This window comes from Fastidiosibacter lacustris (genome assembly GCF_003428155.1).
In the GTDB taxonomy this organism is placed as follows: Bacteria; Pseudomonadota; Gammaproteobacteria; order Francisellales; family Francisellaceae; genus Caedibacter; species Caedibacter lacustris.
The window spans coordinates 1-23346 of record NZ_QLIR01000018.1 but is presented as its reverse complement, the minus strand read 5'-3'; the positions used below and the strand labels follow the sequence as shown (position 1 = coordinate 23346).

24 protein-coding genes, 3 tRNA genes and 2 pseudogenes are annotated in these 23346 nt (G+C 38.8%); 7 read left to right on the top strand and 22 right to left on the bottom strand.

What is annotated here, in order from left to right:
• Positions 1-3: 3 nt before the first annotated feature.
• The 18 genes from nuoI to DNJ77_RS08110 form a co-directional block, all read right to left on the bottom strand.
• Positions 4-495: an NADH-quinone oxidoreductase subunit NuoI gene (nuoI, locus tag DNJ77_RS08195; RefSeq protein ID WP_116964506.1), complete on the bottom strand. Its 492-nt coding sequence runs from the start codon at positions 493-495 to the stop codon at positions 4-6.
• Positions 496-511: 16 nt separating this feature from the next.
• Positions 512-1525, bottom strand: coding sequence for an NADH-quinone oxidoreductase subunit NuoH (gene nuoH / locus DNJ77_RS08190; protein ID WP_116964505.1), 1014 nt, complete (start codon positions 1523-1525; stop codon positions 512-514).
• Positions 1522-3924, bottom strand: a complete 2403-nt coding sequence (gene nuoG, locus DNJ77_RS08185) for an NADH-quinone oxidoreductase subunit NuoG (RefSeq protein ID WP_157966655.1) — start codon at positions 3922-3924, stop codon at positions 1522-1524. The genes nuoH and nuoG overlap by 4 nt, the downstream gene beginning before the upstream one ends.
• A gap of 47 nt (positions 3925-3971) precedes the next feature.
• The gene (nuoF, locus tag DNJ77_RS08180; protein ID WP_116964503.1) at positions 3972-5243 is read right to left on the bottom strand and encodes an NADH-quinone oxidoreductase subunit NuoF; all 1272 of its coding nucleotides are present in this window, start codon (positions 5241-5243) and stop codon (positions 3972-3974) included.
• 3 nt (positions 5244-5246) lie between these two features.
• The gene (gene nuoE / locus DNJ77_RS08175) at positions 5247-5738 is read right to left on the bottom strand and encodes an NADH-quinone oxidoreductase subunit NuoE (protein ID WP_116964502.1); all 492 of its coding nucleotides are present in this window, start codon (positions 5736-5738) and stop codon (positions 5247-5249) included.
• A gap of 13 nt (positions 5739-5751) precedes the next feature.
• A complete protein-coding gene (locus DNJ77_RS08170; RefSeq protein ID WP_116964501.1) occupies positions 5752-7005 on the bottom strand; it encodes an NADH-quinone oxidoreductase subunit D in 1254 nt (417 codons plus the stop codon).
• Between the two features lie 12 nt (positions 7006-7017).
• Positions 7018-7686: an NADH-quinone oxidoreductase subunit C gene (locus DNJ77_RS08165; protein WP_116964500.1), complete on the bottom strand. Its 669-nt coding sequence runs from the start codon at positions 7684-7686 to the stop codon at positions 7018-7020.
• A 2-nt stretch (positions 7687-7688) separates the two neighbouring features.
• A complete protein-coding gene (locus DNJ77_RS08160; protein WP_116964499.1) occupies positions 7689-8174 on the bottom strand; it encodes a NuoB/complex I 20 kDa subunit family protein in 486 nt (161 codons plus the stop codon).
• The gene (gene ndhC / locus DNJ77_RS08155) at positions 8165-8560 is read right to left on the bottom strand and encodes an NADH-quinone oxidoreductase subunit A (RefSeq protein WP_204723384.1); all 396 of its coding nucleotides are present in this window, start codon (positions 8558-8560) and stop codon (positions 8165-8167) included. The genes DNJ77_RS08160 and ndhC overlap by 10 nt, the downstream gene beginning before the upstream one ends.
• Positions 8561-8583: 23 nt before the next feature.
• Positions 8584-8669: transfer RNA gene (locus DNJ77_RS08150), tRNA-Leu, on the bottom strand.
• Positions 8670-8706: 37 nt separating this feature from the next.
• Positions 8707-9177 (bottom strand): preprotein translocase subunit SecG, encoded by a 471-nt coding sequence (gene secG, locus DNJ77_RS08145; protein WP_116964497.1) that lies wholly within the window; start codon positions 9175-9177, stop codon positions 8707-8709.
• Positions 9177-9929: a triose-phosphate isomerase gene (gene tpiA, locus DNJ77_RS08140; protein ID WP_116964496.1), complete on the bottom strand. Its 753-nt coding sequence runs from the start codon at positions 9927-9929 to the stop codon at positions 9177-9179. The genes secG and tpiA overlap by 1 nt, the downstream gene beginning before the upstream one ends.
• A gap of 12 nt (positions 9930-9941) precedes the next feature.
• On the bottom strand, positions 9942-11282 hold the full coding sequence (glmM, locus tag DNJ77_RS08135) for a phosphoglucosamine mutase (RefSeq protein ID WP_116964514.1): 1341 nt from the start codon (positions 11280-11282) through the stop codon (positions 9942-9944).
• A gap of 142 nt (positions 11283-11424) precedes the next feature.
• A complete protein-coding gene (locus DNJ77_RS08130) occupies positions 11425-13137 on the bottom strand; it encodes an NAD-dependent malic enzyme (protein WP_116964495.1) in 1713 nt (570 codons plus the stop codon).
• 62 nt (positions 13138-13199) lie between these two features.
• Positions 13200-14237 (bottom strand): uroporphyrinogen decarboxylase, encoded by a 1038-nt coding sequence (gene hemE, locus DNJ77_RS08125; RefSeq protein ID WP_116964494.1) that lies wholly within the window; start codon positions 14235-14237, stop codon positions 13200-13202.
• Entirely contained in the window at positions 14234-15148 is a 915-nt protein-coding gene (locus DNJ77_RS08120) for a lysophospholipid acyltransferase family protein (protein ID WP_116964493.1), read from the bottom strand. The genes hemE and DNJ77_RS08120 overlap by 4 nt, the downstream gene beginning before the upstream one ends.
• A gap of 29 nt (positions 15149-15177) precedes the next feature.
• Positions 15178-16683 (bottom strand): YifB family Mg chelatase-like AAA ATPase, encoded by a 1506-nt coding sequence (locus DNJ77_RS08115; protein ID WP_116964492.1) that lies wholly within the window; start codon positions 16681-16683, stop codon positions 15178-15180.
• Between the two features lie 9 nt (positions 16684-16692).
• The gene (locus DNJ77_RS08110; RefSeq protein ID WP_116964491.1) at positions 16693-16947 is read right to left on the bottom strand and encodes an accessory factor UbiK family protein; all 255 of its coding nucleotides are present in this window, start codon (positions 16945-16947) and stop codon (positions 16693-16695) included.
• 76 nt (positions 16948-17023) lie between these two features.
• Here DNJ77_RS08110 and DNJ77_RS08105 point away from each other — a divergent pair, with 76 nt between their 5' ends.
• The gene (locus tag DNJ77_RS08105) at positions 17024-17362 is read left to right on the top strand and encodes a P-II family nitrogen regulator (protein WP_116964490.1); all 339 of its coding nucleotides are present in this window, start codon (positions 17024-17026) and stop codon (positions 17360-17362) included.
• 35 nt (positions 17363-17397) lie between these two features.
• On the opposite strand, the gene recR is transcribed toward DNJ77_RS08105, so the two are convergent.
• A complete protein-coding gene (gene recR / locus DNJ77_RS08100) occupies positions 17398-18003 on the bottom strand; it encodes a recombination mediator RecR (RefSeq protein WP_116964489.1) in 606 nt (201 codons plus the stop codon).
• Between the two features lie 24 nt (positions 18004-18027).
• Positions 18028-18351 (bottom strand): YbaB/EbfC family nucleoid-associated protein, encoded by a 324-nt coding sequence (locus DNJ77_RS08095; RefSeq protein ID WP_204723383.1) that lies wholly within the window; start codon positions 18349-18351, stop codon positions 18028-18030.
• 188 nt (positions 18352-18539) lie between these two features.
• Here DNJ77_RS08095 and DNJ77_RS08090 point away from each other — a divergent pair, with 188 nt between their 5' ends.
• From DNJ77_RS08090 to dnaQ, 3 genes are all read left to right on the top strand, one after another.
• Positions 18540-18974, top strand: coding sequence for a universal stress protein (locus DNJ77_RS08090; protein ID WP_116964487.1), 435 nt, complete (start codon positions 18540-18542; stop codon positions 18972-18974).
• A complete protein-coding gene (gene hemW / locus DNJ77_RS08085; protein ID WP_116964486.1) occupies positions 18974-20116 on the top strand; it encodes a radical SAM family heme chaperone HemW in 1143 nt (380 codons plus the stop codon). The genes DNJ77_RS08090 and hemW overlap by 1 nt, the downstream gene beginning before the upstream one ends.
• A 258-nt stretch (positions 20117-20374) precedes the next feature.
• Positions 20375-21112 carry a DNA polymerase III subunit epsilon gene (gene dnaQ / locus DNJ77_RS08080; RefSeq protein ID WP_116964485.1) on the top strand — a complete coding sequence of 246 codons (738 nt, stop codon included), beginning with the start codon at positions 20375-20377 and terminating at the stop codon, positions 21110-21112.
• Between the two features lie 135 nt (positions 21113-21247).
• Here dnaQ and DNJ77_RS10235 read toward each other — a convergent pair.
• A pseudogene (locus DNJ77_RS10235) lies at positions 21248-21370 on the bottom strand (hypothetical protein); the annotation flags it as partial.
• A 3-nt stretch (positions 21371-21373) separates the two neighbouring features.
• Positions 21374-21523 (bottom strand): annotated as a pseudogene (locus DNJ77_RS10230) (type IV pilin protein); the annotation flags it as partial.
• A gap of 364 nt (positions 21524-21887) precedes the next feature.
• Here DNJ77_RS10230 and DNJ77_RS08070 point away from each other — a divergent pair.
• The 3 genes from DNJ77_RS08070 (at position 21888) to rpoH (ending at position 23127) form a co-directional block, all read left to right on the top strand.
• Positions 21888-21963: transfer RNA gene (locus tag DNJ77_RS08070), tRNA-Ala, on the top strand.
• Between the two features lie 22 nt (positions 21964-21985).
• Positions 21986-22061, top strand: a tRNA-Glu gene (locus tag DNJ77_RS08065).
• A gap of 190 nt (positions 22062-22251) precedes the next feature.
• Entirely contained in the window at positions 22252-23127 is an 876-nt protein-coding gene (gene rpoH, locus DNJ77_RS08060; RefSeq protein ID WP_116964484.1) for an RNA polymerase sigma factor RpoH, read from the top strand.
• The last annotated feature ends 219 nt before the right edge of the window (positions 23128-23346 follow it).

Sequence of the window (23346 nt, the reverse complement as noted above, 5' to 3'; positions counted from 1 at the left end):
CTCCTATCTAAATGCCTTGTCCACTTCACGATCCCTGGCAATCTCCTGTTCATACTGATCTCCAATTGCCAACAGTTTTGCTTTTGTCATGATATTTTCACCACGATTCTCAAAGTGATACTCAAATATACGTGTTTCAACAATAGAATCGACAGGACAAGATTCTTCGCACAAGCCACAAAAAATACATTTAAATAAGTCAATTTCATATTTTGTGGTGCGCCTTGAACCATCTTTGCGCGGCGCTGCTTCTATTGTAATTGCCAAAGCAGGACATACCACTTCACACAATTTACATGCAATACAACGCTCTTCACCATTTTCATAACGACGTAAAGCATGTAAACCACGAAAACGACCTGATTGTGGTGTTTTTTCATCAGGATATTGCACGGTTACCTTGCGCGTAAAAAGATGCTTACCTGTAATCTTAAGACCTTTTACTAACTCCCACAGCAAGAAAGTCTGACAATAACGTTTAATTGTTTTAAACATATCTAAACCTCCTCTCCTACCACCAAGGGCTTAAGCCAAGTTTAACCATGAAAGCAACTACAATTACCCATACTAGGGTAACTGGAATAAAAATCTTCCAACCCAAACGCATTAATTGATCATAACGGTATCTTGGAAAAGTAGCACGAATCCAAAGATACATAAACATAAATACCCCTGTCTTTAAGAATAGCCAAATTATACCCGGCACAAAGTTAAAGAATTTATCCAACACCGGAATCTGCTCAAATGGTGACATCCAGCCGCCTAGGAAAAAAACAGCTGTTAATAAGCTGATCAAAATCATATTGGCATATTCTGCCAAGAAGAATAGCGCAAAGCGTGCACCTGAGTATTCGACATGGTGACCCGCTACAATTTCAGACTCCCCCTCAATCACATCAAATGGCGCACGCCCAGTTTCAGCGACTCCTGCAATAAAATAAATAATGAAAAGCGGGAAAAGTGGAATAAAATACCAATGCCAAAAGCCCCCTTTTTGCGTTTCGACAATCGTGCTTAGGTTCAAGGAGCCAGCAGCAATCAGCACACCAATAATCGCAAAGCCCATTGCAAGTTCATATGAGACCACTTGCGCTGCCGCACGTAATGCTCCAAACATCGCATATTTCGAGTTAGAAGCCCAGCCGGCAATAATCACCCCATATACTGCAATGGAAGTCATCGCCAAAATATATAGCACACCTGCATTAATATTTGCTAACACAACTCCTTGACCAAATGGCACAACCGCCCAAGCAGTATAAGCTGGAGCAAAAGCCAACATCGGCGCAATAAAAAATAAATATCGGTTTGATTTCGCAGGAATAATAATCTCTTTTAATAAAAGCTTAATTGCATCAACAATTGGCTGTAAAAGACCAAACGAACCCACTCTATTTGGACCTATACGATCCTGCATATAACCGATCACTTTACGTTCAGCATAAGTGTAATAAGCAACAACAAGTATCAATGGGATGACTATCAATAAAATCTTCAAAACGATCCAAATAATATCTAAAATCATATGTCCACCACTTCATTTTTAACTACAGCAATTGTAACATTTGCTAAATTTTTACTACAAGGAGGCAGAAGTTGGAACGGAATTACTATCGTGTTTTGAGCTAAATTTTCATCTATCACAATCGGTAATTGGTAAAATTGATCAGATATACCAATGCTTACTTCAGTTTGGTCAACGATACCTTTATCTACAGCAAACTTAGCTGACAACCTTACCGCTTTATAGTACATCGCATCTTGAGTATTCTGCAATGGCTTCGCACGCCTTAATGTGCTTGATGTACTATACATTGAAACAGTTGGTAAAATCGAATAACCTTCTGCCAAATTTGGCAATCCATTCTTTAAATAATCATCTATAACCGGCACAGGTGCTACTTTTTCAATGGCTGCATACTCAGCATAAACCTCATCTAACGTCTGGTAATCAAAACCTTCTATAGCTAATAAATTACTTAATACACGCAGTACCTTCCACAATGGTTTACTATCTTCATATGGAGATATTACCGCTTTAAAGCGCTGGGTTTGACCATTAATATTCACAAATGAACCATCGGTTTCAAAGTGCGTTGTGATTGGTAAAATAATATCAGCATATTCACGCATGGCTTCATTAGCATAAGCAGAGAAAGCAACCACGATATCAATCTCTTTTAATGCATTTAGCACTTTACTACCAGCAATACAATCTAACTCAGGCTCAATGCCAAAGCTTAGCATAAGCTTAGTTTTACTACTCAACATATCATGTAGAGCTAAACCATGTTGCAGATTTTCTTCGCCACCTGGTGAGTAATCTACTGAGGCACCTGCTAAAAGTGCGCCTTTGCTATTTGCCCCCATACTCAACACACCACCTTTAGCATTAAGTAAATGTTTAAGCTCAAAGAAAAGTGCATAAATTTCAGCAAAATCCTTATTTAAAATAGCATCAAAACCTAATATCAGTAAAGGATTCTTACAACATCCAAGCTCAGCTGCAATGTGTTCAATTTCAGGGAAAACCTCAATTGCATCAATAACTGATTTTACAGTTTCAGACTGAATTGGGGTAGCAACCTTTTGGGCAATTGCTTTAACCAAACTTGCTAAAGCATAAACGAATTCATTGGCTTCTACACATGTGGTTTGAATTTCATAATTAAAGCTGTAATATTGGCTATTTATAGCTAACACCTTAGCACCATTTTTTGCTGCTTTGTGCACGCGATGATTAATTAATGGGATTTCCTTGCGCAAGTAACTTCCAAGCAATAAAATTGCATCCGATTGTTCAATCTCCGCAAAACTGCAATCAAAACCGACTCCTGTATGTAATTTTTTAGCATTTGATCCTTGTTTTAAGCGTGTTTCAATGTTATTCGAACCAAGTTTACGAATGAGCTTTTGCAATAGATACAATTCTTCTGTTGTTGCTGACTCAGATGCTAAGGCTGAAATGGTATTAACACCTTCATTTTCTTTTGTGTGCTCAATTGCAACCTTCACAAAATCAAGCGCTTCTTCCCATGATACTTCGATCCAATGTCCATTTTTCTTAATGATTGGTGAAGTCACACGATCTTCACTATAAACGCCTGTATAATAAAAACGATCTTTGTCGGCAAGCCAAGTTTCATTTAATTCATCATTTTCTTTTGGTATCACACGCATAATTTGATTGCGTCTTACATGCGCATAAATATTAGCACCCACTGCATCTGCACCCGAAATCGTTGAGTACTGCAGTAATTCCCATGCACGAGCATTAAATCTAAATGGTTTAGAGGTCAACGCACCAACTGGACACAGATCGATGATATTACCTGATAACTCAGAGTTGACTGTTTTTGCAACATAAGTGCTAATCTCCATGTGATCGCTACGCCCCATTGCACCTAATTCCTTATCCCCTGCTATTTCCTCACCAAATCGCACACAACGCGTACACTGAATACAACGCGTCATATCGGTTGCCACCAATGGACCTAAACTTGGATCATCAAAGGCACGTTTGGTTTCACTATACTTAGAAGCATCACTACCATAACCCATTGCGATATCTTGCAGTTCACATTCACCACCTTGATCGCAAATCGGACAATCCAATGGATGATTAATTAGCAGAAACTCCATCACGCTCTTCTGATATGCAATCGTTGTAGGTGATTTTGTGAATATTTTCATACCATCCATGATTGGCGTTGCACATGCTGGAGACGGCTTTCTGGCACCTGCTATTTCTACTAAACACATTCTGCAATTTGCTGCAATTGAAAGCTTTTTATGATAGCAAAAACGTGGAATATAAATACCATGCCTATCTGCCACCTGAATGACCATCTCACCAGGATGTGCTAGATAGTTTTGACCATTTATTTCAATGCTCAATTGTTTTGGTGTTTCTTTTTCTGACACGGGACTCACCCTTAACTTTACTTTAAATTCTTCTTACTCAAAATTATCTAAACCGCGACAATACTACGTTTATTCTCAATCATATATTCAAATTCATGTCTGAATTTCTTAAGGTAACTTTGGACCGGCCAAGCTGCTGCATCACCCAAACCACAAATCGTATTTCCTTCAATATTGGAGGCCACACGAATCAAGTTATTAATATCCTCTAATCTGCCTTCACCGTGCAATATTCGCTCAAGTGTACGCGCCATCCAACCTGTCCCTTCTCTACATGGGGTACACTGACCACATGATTCTTCATAATAAAAATCGGCCAACCGTGCTAGAAGCTCAACCATGCACGTATCTTCATCTAAGACGACTACCGCACCTGATCCCAGCATAGAGCCTGCCTGAGCAATTGCTTCATAGTCCATCGTCAGTGCAAGCATTTCTTCACCCGTCAAAATTTTACAGGAACTTCCACCTGGAATAACTGCTTTAATCTTTTTACCACTACGAACACCACCTGCCATTGCCAACAAGTCTTTAAATGGAATACCTAAGCCTACCTCAAATACCCCTGGTTGATTAACGTGACCTGATACACAAAAAAGCTTGGTACCACCACTTTTCTCAGTACCGAGTTTCTGAAACCACTCTCCACCATGTTCTAGAATCGGTGGAACTGAAGCATAGGTTTCAGTATTATTGATATTAGTCGGACAACCATATAAGCCTTTATTCGCAGGAAATGGTGGCTTAAATCGAGGCTGACCTTTCTTACCCTCTAAGGAGTTTAAAAGTGCAGTTTCTTCACCACAAATATAGGCACCTGCTCCAATGGAACAATAAAGGTTAAAATCAATCCCAGAGCTTCTTATGTTAAAACCAATTAACCCCATCGCTCTTGCTTCATTGAGTGCAGCTTCAAAACGTGCAATCGGTTCATAAAACTCACCACGAATATAATTGTAACCAACACTTGCACCCGTGGCATAACCTGCAATTGCCATGCCTTCAATCAATTGATGGGGATTGTTGCGCAGGATTTCACGATCTTTGCACGTACCTGGTTCTCCTTCATCTGAATTACAAACAACATATTTTTGCCCTGGTAAGTTACGTGGCATAAAACTCCACTTAAGTCCAGCAGGGAAACCCGCTCCACCGCGACCACGCAGTCCAGATTTTTTGAGCTCTTCAATAATCTGTTCAGGTGGGATTTTCTCATCTAAAATCTTCTTCCAATATGAGTAACCACCAACTGACTCATATGATTTAAGCGACCAAGGTCGCTCAAGGTGGAGTGTTCTAAAACAAACTTCATTCGCCATTTGCTACTCCAAAGAATCTAGTAATTGATCAACTTTTCCGATCGTTAGATTTTCATAAAAAACCTTATCAACTTCAAGCATGGGCGCACCACAGCAAGCACCTTGGCACTCAACAGACTTAAGTGTTATACGCCCGTCAGGCGTTGTTTCACCTGCTTTGATGCCCAATCGATTTTCAATATGCGTCATAATTTTTTTAGCACCATTGAGCATACAAGATAAATTTGTGCACACATTAAGCTTATGCCGACCTACTTTTTGTAAATCATACATACTGTAGAAAGTTGCCACTTCATAAACATGTGCTACAGGAACAGACAAATATTGCGCCAATTTATCCATGAGCTCTATCGTCAAATAGCCGTTGTTATGGTCCTGCAATATATGCAAACCTGGAATAATCACCGATCTTTGTTGATCTTTTGGGTAACGTTTTTCCCAGTTTTCTAGCAACTCAGTAATGTGACCTGGAAAAATTTGTTTTTTTTCTAACATATGGCAATCCCAATTATCTATCTACATCGCCAAATACGATATCTTGCGTGGCAATAATGGCTGGTACATCTGACAACATATGACCACTTAACATTTCATTCATTGAACTTAAATGAGTAAAACTTGGTGCACGTATTTTGACACGATAGGGTTTATTTGCACCATCTGATACTAAATAAATGCCAAACTCACCCTTCGGATGCTCTGTCCCTACGTACACTTCACCTTCTGGCACACAATAGCCTTCGGAGAACAGTTTAAAATGGTGAATCAAGGCTTCCATACCGTTTTTCATTTCGTCACGCTTAGGCGGTGTTACCTTATGGTTTGGCGTCATTACAGGTCCTTCGTTTTCACGCAACCATTTCACACACTGACGAATGATTTTATTTGATTCACGCATCTCAGCCATGCGCACTAAATAACGATCATAGCAGTCACCATGACTGCCAATCGGAATATCAAATTCCACCTCATCATAAACATCATATGGTTGCTTTTTACGCAAATCCCAGGCGATACCTGAAGCTCTAAGCATAGGGCCTCCAAAGCCTAATGCTTTTGCTCGTTCAGCGCTAACCACCCCAATACCAACTGTACGCTGCTTCCAAATTCGATTATTGGTTAAAAGATTTTCATACTCATCAATACATTTTGGAAAGCGTTCCGTAAAATCCCAAATAAAGTCTAAGAGAGAAGCTTGGCGATTTTTATTAATTGCTTTGAGTTTACGTTTAGAAGTAAAACGAGATTTCTCATATTTTGGCATTTGCAACGGTAGATCACGCACCACTCCGCCAGGGCGAAAGTAAGTTGCATGCATTCTTGCTCCTGATACTGCTTCATAGCAATCAAACAAGTCTTCACGCTCACGAAACGCATATAAGAACATCGTCATTGCACCTAAGTCAAGACTATTTGCTGCCGTCCACAATAAGTGATTTAAAATACGCGTAATCTCGGCAAACATCACTCGAATGTATTGAGCACGTTTAGGCACTTCAATAACCAAAAGCTTTTCAATTGCCAATACATAGGCATGCTCATTACACATCATTGAAACATAGTCTAAGCGATCCATATAGCCAATACTTTGATTATATGGTTTAGATTCTGCAAGTTTCTCGGTGCCACGGTGTAAAAGACCAATGTGTGGATCAGCGCGAACAACGACTTCACCGTCTAGTTCTAAAACCAAACGCAACACGCCATGTGCGGCTGGATGCACTGGACCAAAGTTCATTGTATAGTTTTTAAATTCTGCCATAACAACGCTCAATTATTGTTCATTTAAATAGCGATTATCTTGACGGATAACCTTTGGTGTGTTGATACGCGGATCAATTTCAACGGGTTCATACACCACACGTTTTTGCACTTCGTCATAACGCATCTCAACATAGCCACTTTGCGGAAAGTCTTTTCTAAAGGGGTAACCCACAAAGCCGTAATCAGTCAGAATACGACGCAAATCAGGATGACCAATAAAAACAAAACCAAACATGTCAAAAGCCTCGCGCTCATTCCAATTTGCTGAAGACCATATGTCAACTACGCTGGGCAACATCAAATCATGTTCATCTAAAAATACTTTAATACGTAGACGAATATTAAGCGCCAAACTCATCAAATGATACACAACTGCAAAACGCTTTTTACCTTTGTTGAGTTTTTTGTGTAAAAGCTCGCCTGTTACCATTCCACGCGAAAAACCAGTACTGGTAGAACTTTCTGTTTTCCATTCATCTTCACCATAACAAAGATAATCCACGCCTGATATATCGATTAATTGTTCAAACTTAAATATATTCTTTAAACGCGTCATCACCTTAATCAGGTTTGATTTATGAACCTCAGCAGTAAATTCTCCATAAGCATAAGTGATAGAGACTAACTTTCCACCAAAGTCTTTTGTTAAATCATCAATAAATTCCTGCGTTAAGGACATCGTTATTTCCTCGCAATCGTATTGGTTCGTTTGATCTTATTTTGCAATTGAATAATACCATAAATAAGTGCTTCCGCGGTTGGTGGACAACCAGGAACATAAATATCAACTGGCATAATACGGTCACAACCTCTAACGACAGAATAAGAATAATGGTAATAGCCACCACCATTAGCACACGACCCCATCGAAATCACCCATTTTGGGTCTGGCATTTGCTCATATACTTTACGTAAAGCGGGTGCCATTTTATTACACAAGGTGCCAGCAACGATTAACACATCTGATTGACGGGGACTAGGACGAAATACAATACCAAAACGATCTAGATCATATCGCGATGCACCTGAATGCATCATTTCAACCGCACAACAAGCCAAACCAAATGTCACTGGCCACAAAGAACCTGTGCGCACCCAGTTAACCAAAGAATCAGCACTGGCAGTAATAAAGCCTTTATTACTATTTAAGTTTTCTTCTACTCCCATTCTAGCGCTCCTTTTTTCCATTCATAGATAAAACCTACGAGTAAGATAAATAAGAAAACCATCATCGCAATAAAAGCAGCCCAAGATATGCCACCTGCTGCACTGTCCCTGACAAGCACCCCCCATGGAATCATAAATGCGACCTCTAAATCAAAGACTAAGAAGAGTATTGCCACTAAATAAAAACGCACATCAAATTTGATGCGCGCATCTTCAAACTCAGAGAACCCACACTCAAAAGGTGCATTTTTTTCCGGATTAGGTTTATGTACTCCAACGATAATGGAAAGAACTTTACCACCTACAGCCATTGCGATTGCAATACATATGGCGATAATAAAAAAGATTAAAATCGGTAAAAACTCATGGTACACACTATATTGCAACATGCTTATTTCCTTTTATTTTTTGGTGCCAAAGGCGGGACTCGAACCCGCACGAGTGATACTCACCACCCCCTCAAGATGGCGTGTCTACCAATTCCACCACTTTGGCAATAAAACTTATTTCGAGGCAGCTGAACCTTTAACTTTTACAGGTGTTTTTCACTTTCTGAGGGTTTTTTGTAAGTAGCATCTTTAGGTGTTTTATCAGTAGTAACTGCTGAGGTTTGCAATAAGTCATTCATATTTAATGAATCAGGTTTTGGAGTTTGCTTCTCAACTGTTGCTTTTGCTTGGTCAATGAGCGCTTGCTGTTGAGCTTGCTGCTTTTGATAATCCGCTTGAGTCACACCCGCTGAAGATTGACCAGCCAATGCTCTATTCTCAGCTGTACGTTTGCCAATATAGCTTAAACCAACACTTGTGACAAAGAAAATTGCTACTAAAAATGCAGTAAGCTTAAACATAAAAGGGGCCGCGCCTCTGCTTCCAAAAATAGTTTGTGATGCTCCTGAACCAAAGGATGCTCCCATAGTTGCGCCCTTGCCTTGCTGTAATAAAATCAATCCTACGATTAGAACAGCAACAATTATATGTATGGTTATAACCAATGCTAACATTATATTTTTTTTGCCTGCTTAATAATTTGACCAAAGTCCTTCCCGTTCAAAGAAGCACCACCTATTAACCCACCATCTACATCTTCCAAGCTTAGTAGTTCACTTGCGTTAGATGGTTTTAGGCTGCCACCATATATAATTTTGATGTTTTTAGCAAGCTCTTCATCAAAGTTTGTGACAATCTTGCGCAAATAGCGATGCACATCTTGAACTTGATGGGCTGTTGCTGCTAAACCCGTGCCAATTGCCCAGACAGGTTCATAGGCAATAATCAGTTTTTCAAGCTCTTTTGTCGATAATTTATTTAATACGACTTGTAATTGTCTGGCTAAAATTGACTGTAAATTACCCGTTGTACGCTCCTCCAATGTTTCACCAACACAAACAATAGCCGTTAAACCTGCTTGCACTACTTGCTTGGTCTTATTGGCAATATCTTCATCTGTTTCTCCAAAAAATGCTCTGCGCTCAGAATGACCGACGATGACATATCGACAATTAAAGTCTTGTAACATCGTTGTGCTAATTTCTCCCGTATATGCACCATTGTTATATTGGCTTACGTTTTGTACGCCCAAACATATGTTTTTAAGATTAGTTTGCACATAAGGTAAATAAATGCTGGGCACACACACTGCAATATCTGCCACGTCTGACTCATGTGCGAGTTTAGTTAATGATTCACACAAGCTTTTTATGGATAACAACGAACCGTTCATTTTCCAGTTTCCAATAATAATTTGTCTTCTCATACTCAACTCCAACTATTTAATCTTTTGTTTAACTTTCTCAACCAAATAATTCACCCATTCCACAGCCAGCTCTTGCGACTTTGCTTCAACCATAACCCTTAATACGGGCTCTGTTCCAGAGGGTCTCAATACCACGCGTCCATCTTCTGCCAAGGCTTTTTCAGTAAAGCTTACATCTTCTATTAACAAACTCATGTCATTGGCATCTAGTTTCCTTGTTAACGGTACGTTGATCATCGCCTGCGGCATTTTTTGCACATCAATTAAGCTTGATAAACTCTGATTAGTTTGACTTAAAATCGCCAACACTTGCAAGGCTGCCATCAAACCATCACCCGTTGTATTGTAATGTAAATTAATAATGTGTCCTGATGACTCTCCACCCAACATCCAGTTATTTTGTAATAGCTTTTCCATTACATAACGATCTCCAACCTTGGCACGCTCAAACACAATATTTAGCTTAGCCAGCTGCTGCTCAATTGCTAAATTTGTCATCACCGTACCAACGATACCATTGTCACTTTGACTAATCGCTGGATATCTTGCAAGCAACAATAAGATATCATCACCGTCGACTACACAACCTGATTCATCCACCAGCATTAACCTATCACCATCACCATCAAATGCAATACCAAGATCAGCAAACTCATTGACTACCGCAGTTTTTAAAGCATCAAGGTGAACTGCACCACAATTTTTATTGATATTTAAGCCATCTGGTTTTGATGCGATCTCAATTACATTAAGTTCTAAACACTTAAATACTTCACGTGCTGTACGATAAAGCGCACCATTAGCGCAATCTAAGATAATTTTTTTATCTGCTAAGTTAATTTTATCAGTAAAGTGTTTCAAGCAATGTACAATATATGGCTCGATTTGATTGACTTGACTAGACATCTCACCAAATTTACCTTGTGGATGATAGTAAAAAAAGTCATTATCAATATACTGCTCAATCTCATATTCAAACTCGTCTGCTAACTTATACCCTTTTTTAGAGAAAAGCTTAATTCCATTGTCATAATATGGATTATGTGACGCGCTTAACACTACGCCTGCATCAGCATCAAGCTCACTCACCATGAATGCGACAACCGGAGTTGGCACCACACCCAGATTGATCACATCGACGCCTGTGGCGGTGATACCTGCAATAAAAGCTGTTTTTAACATATCGGATGAACGCCTGGTATCCTGTCCTATCACCACTTTTATTTTTTTTTGATTAGCGTTTTGTAATACTTGACCAACTGCGTTGCCAAGCTTTGTTGCAAACTCAACTGTCATTGGTGATTTTCCTACTTCCCCGCGCACGCCATCGGTACCAAAATATCTTTTTGCCATAACTAAATTCGTTTGTTTATTTAAAACGCTTAATATTATGCACATCTTGCTTGAAATGGTTAAGCAGTTTTACTCCTCTCTATTAAGCAAAAGTTGCTACACTTTCGATTACACGCAAATTGTTTTGACAACGTTTTTAAAATCAGTTTTCTTTAAAGACATAATATGGATAATATTTTGGTTCCCAAATTACATGATCAATCTTGCGCCAAATATCATCAACATCTTCAGCAACACCATCTTCAATAGCTTGACGAGCAACAGCAAAAGCAACTTGACGACTCACGCTATATGCTTCACTTAGCTTTGGTAACAACGCATCGTCATCTTGCGTAGAATAATTTGCCAAAGCTTTACAGGCTGCCCATAGCATATTTTCAGTAAACCGTTTGGCTTGAATGGCAACAATACCTAGACCAATTCCAGGAAAAACAAGTGCATTGTTAGATTGCGCAATGCGATATACCTTACCTTTGTAGCCAACGTCATCAAAAGGACTACCCGTTGCAATTAAAGCCCGACCTTCAGTTAAACGAATAATGTCTTGTGGGATACGCTCACATCGACTGGTGGGATTAGAAAGGGTAAAAATAATTGGGCGCTCAATGTTGTCTGCCATTTCAAGGATGACGTCATCACTAAAGGCGTTGGCGACACTAGAACAACCAATAAGGGTAGTCGGTTTAGCTTGTTTAACAACTTCAAGAAGTGAAATGCGGCCTTGTTCATCGTGTGACCAGTCTTTCACTAATTCGCGCGTGCGCGCATAAGGACGCTGGAAATCCATCATTTGCTGATCGTCGATGAGAAGTCCATCTTTATCAATACACCAAAAATGATCATAAGCTTGCTGCTTGGTAAACCCTAAACGAACCAAAGCGTTCACAATTTCATCCGCAATTCCAATCCCCGCGGTCCCTGAACCAAAAATGACAAATTTTTGATCACAAAACTCAATATTCGCATGTTTGGAAGCTGAAATTAATGCGGCTAGTGCAACTGCAGCTGTACCTTGCATATCATCATTAAAGCTACAGATTTCATTTTGGTATTTGAGTAAATTTTTACGTGCGTTGTCTCGTCCAAAATCCTCCCAGTGCAAAAATGTATCAGGCATTTCGGCTTTGACCGCCTCAATAAACAACTGAACCATTTCATCATACTTTTCACCACGCACACGTTCATGTCGCCACCCAAGATATAAAGGATCTTCAAGCAGATGCTTGTTATTAGTTCCAGCATCCAAAAAAACAGGTAAATATCTACCAGGATTAATTCCAGCGCATAAGGTATAAACCATGAGTTTAGCAACAGGAATTTCAATACCTCCAACACCTTGGTCACCTATACCAAGCACCCCTTCAGCATCGCTGACAACTATAATATCGATATCGGAGTTAGTACGATTATGTAAAATCTCTCGCATTTTATAGCGATCAGGATAGGCAACATATAAACCCCTAGGTGATAAGAATTTTTCACTATAGTGCATGACTGCTTCACCTACAGTTGGCGTATAGATAATAGGCAACATCTCATTTAAATTATCACGCACTAAGCGATAAAACAAAGTTTCATTGATATTATGCAGGTTCTTTAAAAAACTATGGCGCCCAATATTGCTGCGAAAAGATTTGTACTGTTGATAAGCACGTGTTTTTTGCTCTTCTAATGATTCAATCTGGAAAGGTAGCTTACCCAAGAGTCCAAACTCTTCACGCTCACGCTCTGAGAAAGCCGTTCCTTTATTTAAGGAAGGTAGTGTTAATAAGCTCTTGCCTTGCAAGTCTGTTTCAACCCACATCTCACCTGTTTCTGGATTGCGCTTAAATTCAAATCGTTTTACTCTTTTCATATTAACTCAGTTGTTATTTTGTTTGTTAAGAACGCTAATAATTGTTAAAGTTAGTCGTTTTTCTATTTCATGCCAAACTCACGTACAGCATTAACCATTGTTTTTACTTTATCTGGGTCAATGTCCGGATAAATACCATGACCAAGATTAAACACAAATTTAGAATGACATTTCTGGCTTTCGACAATATATTTTACTTGATTACGAATGCTGTTATGATCACCGTAAAGCACAGCTGGGTCAAGGTTTCCCTGTAAGGCAACTTTGTCAGCAACAAGACCACGTGCACGCATTATGTCTATACTCCAGTCAATCCCCACGCCACTGCAGTTTACCTGCACTAGCTGATCTAACCATAAACCACCCCCTTTAGTAAATAGCGTAACAGGCACATTTGGATGACGTTCTTTAAGTTCAGCAATAATGTGTCGCATGTAATTTAATGAGAAAAGTGCATAACTTTTTTCAGTCAAAACACCACCCCAGGTATCAAAAATCATGATTGCATCGGCACCCGCTTGGATCTGTTGATCTAAATAATCAGTCACGATATGAGCTAATTTTTTGAGCAGAGTGTGGAGTAAAAAAGGTACACTATAGAGCATTTTTCTAATCTCAGTAAATTGCTTTGACCCTTGACCTTCAACCATGTAAGCTGCAAGCGTCCAAGGACTACCACTAAAACCAATTAAAGGAACTCGATTCTTTACAGCTAATTTGGTAGTAGAAACTGCGTCCATCACATATTTGAGTTTTTCTAGCGCATTTTTGTCATCCAATCCATCAATATCTTTTTGTGTGGTAAGTGGTGTTGGAAAAACAGGACCTTTGCTTGAGATAAATTTAAGTTCCATACCCATTGCTTCAGGTATGGTTAAAATATCCGAGAAAACAATAGCAGCATCAAGTTCATAACGATCTAGTGGTTGTAAAGCCACTTCACAGCAAGCCTCAGAATTACGACACATCTGCATAAAGTCATTAAACTTGGCACGCGTTTTACGATACTCAGGCAAGTAACGACCCGCTTGACGCATAATCCAAAGTGGCGTTTGTTCAACGGGCTTGCCAAGCAACGCATCCAAAAATAAGGTTCTCATTTTTTATCCTTCTCGTAGTAGTCCAAACCATCTGGATGATATTTAAAGCGTTTATAAGTCCATTGATATTGCTCTGGATATTGGCGAATGATTTCTTCAAAACGCTTACTAAAAGCATATGCTACAGGGTCTTCAATATCATCTAGCATTTCATATTTTTTGATCAAAGGTTCAAGATCCTCAATAAATAAAGTAGAACCTTTACCGATACCATTTCTAACAACATAACTCAAGACAACAGCAGGTTTAAGCTTTTGGTATAACTTCGTTGGAAAGTTCATGGTTTTAGCAGGATGACCAAAGAAATCAACGTAAGTGCCGCCTGCATCGACTGGCACTTGATCGGTTAGCATCGCAATGACTTCTTTATTGGCAAGTGCTTTAAACAGCATTTTGACACCCTTGTGACTAGCAGGAGACATGTTTTTGCATAGGCGTGAACGTGCACGTAAAATGAGTCGATCCAAAGTCTTGATCTTGGGTGGAGTATAAAGCATTGCCGCAGGATAACTATTTGGGTAAAACATAGAACCTATTTCATAACTACCAATGTGCGGCCCTAACACCATCACTCCACGCGCCTCTTCATAGAGCTTTTGCATCAGTTTATCGCCATGGGTCACACGAATTTGTTGCAATAGCTTTTGAGGACTTTTGAATAAAATAGCAGGCATTTCAGCGCCTGTCATGCACGTTTGCTGAAGCGTTTTTTTCAACAAACGCTTTTTGTGATAAACACTTAGATCAGGAAAGCATTTATCAATGTTAATACTTGCTACTCTACGCATATTATTATTAAAGTAATAAAATAATGATCCAATCACCCAGCCAATACGTTGCGCCATACCAAAGCTGAGTCTGCTCCATAAATACAGTATAAAGACTAATAACTGTGAACTAATTTTTTTCATCTACACTACCATTTTTATTCATGTTTATGTTATTGACGAAAACGTTCAAATTTGCGATAGCTAATTGCCTCTTGAATGTGTTGTTTGCTAATCAAATCCGCGGTCTCTAAGTCAGCAATAGTACGGGCAATTTTTAAGATACGGTGATACCCTCTTGCCGACAATCCAAGCTTTTGTATGGCATCCGCCAATAACAGCCGCTCATTATTACCTAAAACACAAAATTGATCAATTTCCTTGCCTTGAAGTTCGGCATTAATTTTATTTTGGCGCTTAAGCTGACGTGCACGTGCTACCGTAACACGCGCTTTTATTTCAGCACTTGAAACTTGACGATCTATATTAGTTAAAGTGTGATGATCAACTTCTAACACTTCCACCTGTAAATCAATTCGATCCAGTAAAGGTCCTGAGAGTTTTTGTTGATAACGTTTTATCTGAACATCCGTATCTTTACAGGACTTTACTTGTGAGCCTAAAAAACCACAAGGACAAGGATTCATCGCTGCAATAAGCTGAAATTTAGCAGGATACTCAACTTGAGCGTTGGCGCGAGAGATAATAATTGTGCCAGATTCCAATGGTTCACGTAGAACTTCCAATACATGTCGATCAAATTCTGGTAGCTCATCCAAAAACAACACACCATTGTGTGCTAAAGAAATCTCACCCGGTTTGGGATTAGTACCTCCACCAACAAGGGAAATCGCAGATGACGTGTGGTGCGGCGCACGAAATGGACGCTCATAAAAACGCTCTGCAATATTGCTCATACCCTTAATTGAGGCAATCATTGCTGTACTTAATGCCTCATCCATCGTCAATGCTGGCAATATGGTATTAAAGCGAGAAGCTAGCATTGTTTTTCCAGTACCAGGCGGTCCAACAAACAATAGGTTATGCCCACCCGCAGCTGCAATTTCAAGAGCGCGTTTTGCTTGAAATTGCCCCTTAACATCTGCTAAATCTAACAGCCTTTGTGTACTCATTTGCTTTTCGGACAAAGTCAACTTATTTAGCAGTTGAGTCCTAGATAAATGCAAAACAACTTCTTGTAGGTTTTTGGCAGAGTAAGCACACATATTGGGAACAAGCGCCACTTCTTCTTGGTTTTTTAGTGCAAATATTAGACTGCGACTACTCTTTAAGCATTGAATAGCAAAAGGGAGCATGCCTTTTATTGGACGCAGCTTCCCTGAAAGCGAAAGCTCAGCCGCAAACTCATATTCCAAGACTTCAGGTGCTATGATTTGCTTGGAAGCAAGTAAAATACCAATAGCAATGGGAAGATCATATCGACCGCCTTCTTTAGGTAAATCAGCAGGAGCAAGGTTAATGGTGATACGTTTGGTTGGAAATTGGAAGCCAGAATTGATGATCGCACTTCTTACACGATCTTTACTCTCTTTTACCGCAGCTTCAGGAAGCCCTACTATAGACAAGCTTGGCAAACCTTGCGATAAATGGACCTCAACTGTGACAGAAGGTGCTTCAATTCCAAGTTGTGCACGACTATAAACAGTAGCCAATGACATCTAAACTACCTATTTGCCATCGTGTTGAGCAAGCAATTCATCGATTTTCTTTTCGAGTTGCTCAAGCTTTTGACGAGTTTTCAATAAAACCTCTTTTTGGATATCAAACTCTTCACGTGTAACTAAATCCAACTTCTCGAAGCTTGCTTTAAGAATGCTTTTACAACTGCTTTCAAATTCGCTTGCAATACTTTTAATTCCACTAGGAAGGGAATGAGAAATTTTATTGGCAACATCGTCGATAATTTTGCTATTGATTTTCATTGCTGACTCTTAATTCTTTACTTATAGATAGTGCATAATGTAGCATAGTCATTCAAATTGATAAATTAATTCGAGCATGAAGCTAATTACTGCTTATATTAAACCTTTTTTATTGGATCGCACTCGTGAAGCCTTGTTAATTGCAGGCGCATCTGGCATTACGGTGACGGAAGTCAAAGGCTTCGGTCGTCAATTAGGTCACACGGAACTATATCGAGGTGCAGAATATGCTGTTGATTTTTTGCCGAAGATCAAAATAGACGTAATCTGCAAAGATACACAAAAAGATGTGTTTATTGATGCCATCGTTGAGGTGAATAAAAGCGATAAAATCGGCTCAGGTAAAATCACTGTTACTCATTTAGACGAAGTCATTCGCATTCGCACCTGCGAAAAAGATGAAGAAGCATTGTAAGTAGAGCAAGACTAGTACTTATCATAAAAAGTCAATCAAAAGTTTACGCGTGCATTAAAGGCATGTGTTAAAGTTTTTTGATCTAAATACTCAAGCTCACCACCAAACGGCACACCAAAGCCAATGCGTGTAATCTTACACTCGTGCACTTTTAACATATCTGAAATAAAGTGTACCGTTGTCTCACCCTCAACAGATGGACTAAGTGCCATCACAATCTCAGTGATTTGCTTTTGAAGTACAATGGCTTTGAGTCTTGGTAATTTCAATTCATTAGGTCCCATCCCATCTAGTGGAGAAATACGTCCATGTAAAATAAAATATTTGCCCAAATAAATTGCGGTACTTTCAATTGCCATCATATCCAACATATTCTCAACAACACAAAGTTGTGTATCGTCTCGGCGTGGACTTGCACAAATATGGCACACATCTGTTTCGCATAACATATTACATTGCGTACAGCGTTTTACAGCACGTACCGCCTCACTAATACTATGAGCTAATTGCTGAGCAGCATCTGGCTTTTTATCTAACAGCTGAATCGCCATTCTCTGGGCACTTTTTCTGCCCACCCCTGGCAATATTTTTAATGCTTCAATCAGGGCTTCTACCTTAGGTGAAAACAATTTTTGCGTCATATCAAAAGAATTAAATCAGATTAATTAGAATGGGAATTTAAAACCAGCTGGAATATTAAAACCCTTGCTAAAATGCGCCATGCTTTCTTGAGCCTTTGTTTCAATTCTACGCACTGCATCATTAACCGCAGCAGCAAAAAGATCTTCCAAAATTTCTTTTTCCTCTGTCAACAAACTTGGATCGATTTCAACACGTTTAACATCGTGTTTACCTGTCATAATTACCTTTACAAGACCAACACCTGATTCACCAGTTACCTCTATACTTTCTTGTGCCTCTTGCATTTTTTTCATTTGCTCTTGCATTTTTTGCGCTTGTTGCATGAACTTACCCATATTCGCATTCATCATCATTTACCTAGAATTGACTTTAAAACGATAGCGGCTAGCTTAAATTTTTAACCCTTATATTTCAACTAGTATTTGGCGAAATAGACCACAATCATATTTTTTTCACCATAACTCTCACTATCTTTTACAGATGAAGTTTTTTAAAATGCTTATCGTTCAACATTAATATAGTTTTGGAGTTCCTGATGAAAAATTACAAGCACATCTTACTCGCGACGGATCTACACGCCGACAATCAACCAGTCATTGAACAAGCCGTATCTCTTGCTAAACGCAATAATGCAAAATTAAGCGTAGTCAATGTTTTACCAAATATTCCATATTACATGGCCTCAGGCGTTCCTTCTATTTCTGATCTAGAGGATTATCTAGAAGAAGAAAATATGAAGCATTTAAAAGCATTGGAGGCACAAATTGACATCGAAGCGGATTTTCATCTATTGCATGGTTCACCAAAGCGCAAAATCGTCAAGCTTGCTGAAGAGCTTAACTGTGATATTATTGTTATCGGCAGCCATGGTCGCTATGGTGTTGAGCGCTTTATTGGCTCAACTGCAAATGGTGTATTGCAACGCGCGCACTGTGATGTACTTGTTATTCGCATTGGTCAATCCAAATAATGTTAAAACTTCCACCTATAAGCCTTTATGTTCATTTTCCTTGGTGTGTCAAAAAATGCCCTTATTGCGATTTTAATTCACATCAATTAAGAACATCCTTGCCAGCCAACGAATATCTACAAACGCTTATTCGTGATTTAGAAAGTCATCATCAAGATTTACAAGACAGGAAATTTAGCTCCATTTTTTTAGGTGGAGGGACACCTTCATTATTTCCAAGCCTAACATTATCTAAATTTTTTGATTACCTTAATCAACACAACCTTACCGACAATAACACCGAAATCACATTGGAAGCTAACCCAGGTACTATTGAGCATGGTAAATTTTGTGATTATAAAGCTATGGGTATCAACCGCATATCACTTGGAGTACAAAGCTTCCAAAATGATAAACTACAAATCCTTGGTCGTATTCATAATGACCAAAATATCTATCATGCAGTAGAAAAGCTAAAATGCGCGGGATTTAATAACTTTAACCTTGACCTTATGCACGGCTTACCCAATCAAAGCGTTGGAGATGCTATCTATGATTTAAACCAGGCAATTGCTTTAGAACCAACACACTTATCCTGGTATCAACTCACACTTGAGCCTAACACCCCTTTTGCCGTGAAACCACCTAAGCTGCCAGATGAAGATTTACTTTATGAAATTGAAACTCAAGGCAAAGCATTGATTGGTGAGCAAGGTTTTGATCAATATGAAACATCTGCTTATGCCAAATGCAAAACACTCCAAGCTAAACATAACCTTAATTATTGGCACTTTGGCGATTACATAGGGATAGGTGCAGGCGCTCACAGTAAAATAAGTTATCCACAACAAAATATCATCAAGCGCTATTGGAAGCGCAAGCATCCAACACTCTATATCAGCGAAAAAAGGTTTCCTTATGGGCAATCCCAAATTATGAAAGAAGATCGTCCATATGAGTTTATGCTCAATGCACTACGCTTATACAATGGATTCTCAACTGACTTATTTGAGCAAACGACTGGTTTAGGAATAGAAACGATTGAACAAACGTTAGATCTAGCCATTAATCGCAAGCTGCTTATTCAAAATGGAAAATATTTTATCCCTAGCAAGATTGGACAACGGTTTTTAAATGACTTAATTTACCTTTTCTTGCCATAAGCTATCTGCTATAAATTAAATCTATAACTCAGCAACATAAATAACAAAACTTTTTACTCTTAAGTCTCTACCTAATAAAAGTCATGAAATTAATGAGTTAGCGCTAGATTCATTGAATCGCTCTTGGTATTAATTGTCAATCATGGTGCATTTAAGGAAGAGAAACTATAGTGACTATTGCTAAACATTACTGTGTCAAAACAATATTTGCTTGGCTATAATAGCTACCATATTTTGCCTAACCAATAGAAAGGTTTCATGCGCCAAATTTTTGTAGATACTGAAACAACTGGGTTTGACTATAAAGCTGGTCATCGCATCATTGAATTTGGGGCTGTTGAAATGATCAGTCGCAAACTTACAGGTAAGAATCTTCACTTTTATTTCAAGCCAGATATTGAAGTTGAAGCAGGAGCTTTCCAAGTTCATGGAATCAGCAATGAGTTTTTGGCAGATAAACCACTTTTTGCTGACAAAATTGATGAAATCATAGCATTTCTACAAGGCTCAGAACTAATCATACACAACGCAGCTTTTGACCTACCCTTTTTAAATTGGGAGCTTCAACACCTTAAGTCAAATAAGTGGGGACAGATTGAAAACCACTGCACTATCATTGATAGCTTACTCATGGCCAGAGAAAAACATCCAGGACAAAAAAACTCGCTTGATGCGCTTTGCTCACGTTACGGCGTAAATAACAAACATCGAGCACTTCATGGTGCACTTCTTGACTCCGAGCTTTTAGCTGAAGTCTATTTATTAATGACTGGCGGACAACTTAATTTATTTAACTTATCTGACATAAGCGACAATACACAAACACATTTATTAGCCACAAGCTCCACCATACAGACACATGCAAAAGCTGAAGAAGTTAATAAAATAAGGCTTATTGATTTACTTGCTGACAATTGTACACCCAAAGCACATGAAGAATACTTAACCCTGCTAGATAAAAAATCCAAAGGCAACGCTTTATGGCGTAAACTTTGATACCTTACTCCCAACAACCAGTAGGTGTTCTGATGATTGAACCGTCGTTGGCTGCTAATGTTAAATGAGGACAGTCCCCACTATCAGAAGTTTGCGAACCAATTGGAGTTGCTGTTATTACATAGCCGCTACTATTCACGCCTGACAGGTCATAGCATAAAAGCCTCTTGTACTTGTCGTACCTAACCAGACCTCATTCAAAGTGCCAGTATAGATTCCACTACTGAGCATATGCGCTTCTTCATTCATGGCAATTGTGCTAAGTGCACTGATTGCATCTGAGCGATGTGCACGCAACGTATAACTGTTATACAGTGGAATCGCAATTGCAGTTAAAATTGCAATCACAGCAATCACTACCAATAATTCGATCAACGAGAATCCTGCCAAATTGAGTCGTTTGTTTTTCATCGATGGAAACTTTCTTTTTAACTTACGCTAACTAGATCGTGTTATCATTATAGCGTAGTTATTCACATATTCTGTGAAATAAATTATTTTTGCAACATGAAACCTCGATGAAATTAATGTACAAATAATCTCAGACCTAATTAAACCAAGAGTGAATCTTCCAATTTATTGATTCTTTTATTCAGATGGGCGGCAATATACGTAAATATAAAAAGAATAAATTTATCAATATCTAAATAAAAATCCTTGCCTCAATAAGCAGAACCATGTATGGAATTAACCCCTATTAGAAGTAATTTTTTTGTTTATTAAAATCTAGTGCTTGACAGCCCATAAAAAGCACACTAGAATGCAGCTTCGGCTTGGGGCTATAGCTCAGCTGGGAGAGCGCTTGCATGGCATGCAAGAGGTCAGCGGTTCGATCCCGCTTAGCTCCACCAGTCATATTTAGACACATTTTGTGTCCCCATCGTCTAGAGGCCTAGGACATCGCCCTTTCACGGCGGTAACAGGGGTTCGAATCCCCTTGGGGACGCCATAAATAAATTGCTTTTGTGGCTTTTCATTTCGGTTTGTTTATTAAGTGTAATAATGCAAACAAAATACATCAAACAAACTATAGTAGGCATAAATCAGATTCTTGCTTAAAACCCCATTTTTGTGTGATTTAACTGTGCTATACTTTTTAACCATGCAACAATACTAACAACAACTTAAGTATTTATTCTATGGGCAAAGACTTAGTTCTAAAACAAAATACCTTACCTATTCCATCCTTATCAGATACGGACGGCTTGGATAGCTATATTCGATTTGCCAATAGCATCCCCATACTATCTGAAGAAGAAGAAAAGGAATTAGCCAAACGATTGCGTTACCAAAATGATATCGAAGCTGCTCAAAAAATGATTATGTCACATTTACGCTTTGTTATTAAGGTTGCGCGTGGCTTTTCAGGTTACGGACTCCCCATTACTGATTTAATCCAAGAAGGTAATATTGGTCTTATGAAAGCAGTTAAACGCTTTGATCCAGATATGGGAGTACGCTTGGTATCTTTTGCTGTTCATTGGGTCAAAGCAGAAATGCACGAATATATTCTCAAAAATTGGCGCATTGTAAAAATTGCTACCACAAAATCACAACGCAAACTATTTTTTAATTTAAGGAGCAGTAAAAAACGCTTAGGCTGGTTTAGTGATGATGAGATTCAAAGTGTTGCCAAAGAGCTAGGTGTTAAGCCAGAAACAGTCCTTGAAATGGAAAAACGGATGAATGCTTATGATATGGCTTTTGATGCCCCAATTGAAGAGAATGACGATGAGAGAAGTTTTCACCCAGCAATGTATTTAGAAGATCAATCTGCCAATCCAGAACAGGCTTTAGCAGAAGAAGATTTTGAGCAAAAAACGCAAGAGAAATTGCAAGCCGCAATCGATAAGCTTGATGATCGCAGCAAAGATATTATCATGTCGCGCTGGTTTGTTGATGAAAAGCTTACCCTACATGACCTAGCTGCCAAGCATAATGTCTCTGCCGAGCGCATACGACAAATTGAAGAGGCAGCAATGCACAAACTCAAAATTGCAGTTTTAAAGTTATAATAAACTGTATAAGTTGTAGAAGTTTAGACTTGACTTGATTTCTTCTAGATTCAACTGTTTTAGCTGAATTACAGTTTCTATAACACATATATTGTATTAGTCTAGATATAATCTGACATTCATCTTGACTTAGATGAGGTTGCCTGTTTTGATAAACGTGAAACAAAATAAATCAAAAACAGGAGCAACCTCATGTTGGATACTAATAATAAATTCATC